Here is a 792-nt window from a genome sequence, read left to right as displayed (position 1 = left end):
GATCAACCCACCAGCCCAGGAGGCCGACACGACCGCCGCTTAACACCCGATGGACTCATCCGCCTTGACAAGTTCCGTCGCGAGACCGGGACAACGTGGTCAATCGAGGGAAAGAGCTCCCAGAAGGCAATATGGGTTTGAGACATCGCCCAGTTCGGATCGGCAGGAAAATCGTCTGGCAGAGCCAGCGAAAGCGCCCGAAGTGCACCCGGGTGAACCAGCCGGTCGCCGGAATAGCGGTCGGTGAAGCCGTCTCGGAAAAATATCCGAAGGCACTGCCGCTCGCTGTATCGACGATTCACTTTGTCGACAGCAACGAACGGATACTCTGCCCGAAGAATTTCGCGACCCGCTGCGAGAGAGTCGCCTTCTAGGGCCGCGCAAACGCGCTCGAGAATGGTCGCCTTCTCCACTGTTACCCCCTCGTACACCTTGATGATCACCCTGCAACATACGCGCGTGCGCCGACAAGGCTGAGCCCACCGTGAGTGAGAGTCACCCCTGCCATTCTTAGCGAATGGATTACCGGCTCTTCCGGTTTTAGAGTGCATCGATCTGTTGGGCGAGGTTGCCGCAGTGCAGTAGTGAGCGGATTCGGTAGTGGGTGAGGTTTCGGAATCCGAGGGCGTTTCTTCGTAGGGCTTCGAGTCGGCCATTGATCGCTTCAGTTGGGCCGTTGGAGGCGTGATGGTCGAAATAGGCGAGCACGTCGTGGCCCTGCGTGCCAGGGTGAGTTGAGTCCAGTGGTTCATAGCAAACCGGCCTGATGCAGGGCGAGATACGGATCAACAC

Annotated in this window: 2 protein-coding genes; one reads left to right on the top strand and one right to left on the bottom strand. The window is 58.8% G+C overall.

Translation table 11 applies throughout. The annotated features are described in order from the left end of the window. The first annotated feature begins 212 nt into the window (after positions 1–212). Positions 213–374: a hypothetical protein gene (locus tag AO501_RS40535; RefSeq protein ID WP_156452654.1), complete on the top strand. Its 162-nt coding sequence runs from the start codon at positions 213–215 to the stop codon at positions 372–374. Between the two features lie 166 nt (positions 375–540). Here the strand turns inward: AO501_RS40535 and AO501_RS18090 are convergent. Further along, positions 541–792 (bottom strand): transposase (locus AO501_RS18090; protein WP_231752531.1); only part of this gene is annotated, 252 nt, incomplete at its 5' end.

Origin of the sequence: Mycobacterium gordonae (assembly GCF_001417955.2) — a bacterium.
Lineage (GTDB): Bacteria > Actinomycetota > Actinomycetes > Mycobacteriales > Mycobacteriaceae > Mycobacterium > Mycobacterium gordonae_B.
Note: the sequence above shows the minus strand (reverse complement) of the source record. Positions and strands in the feature narration are given on the sequence as shown.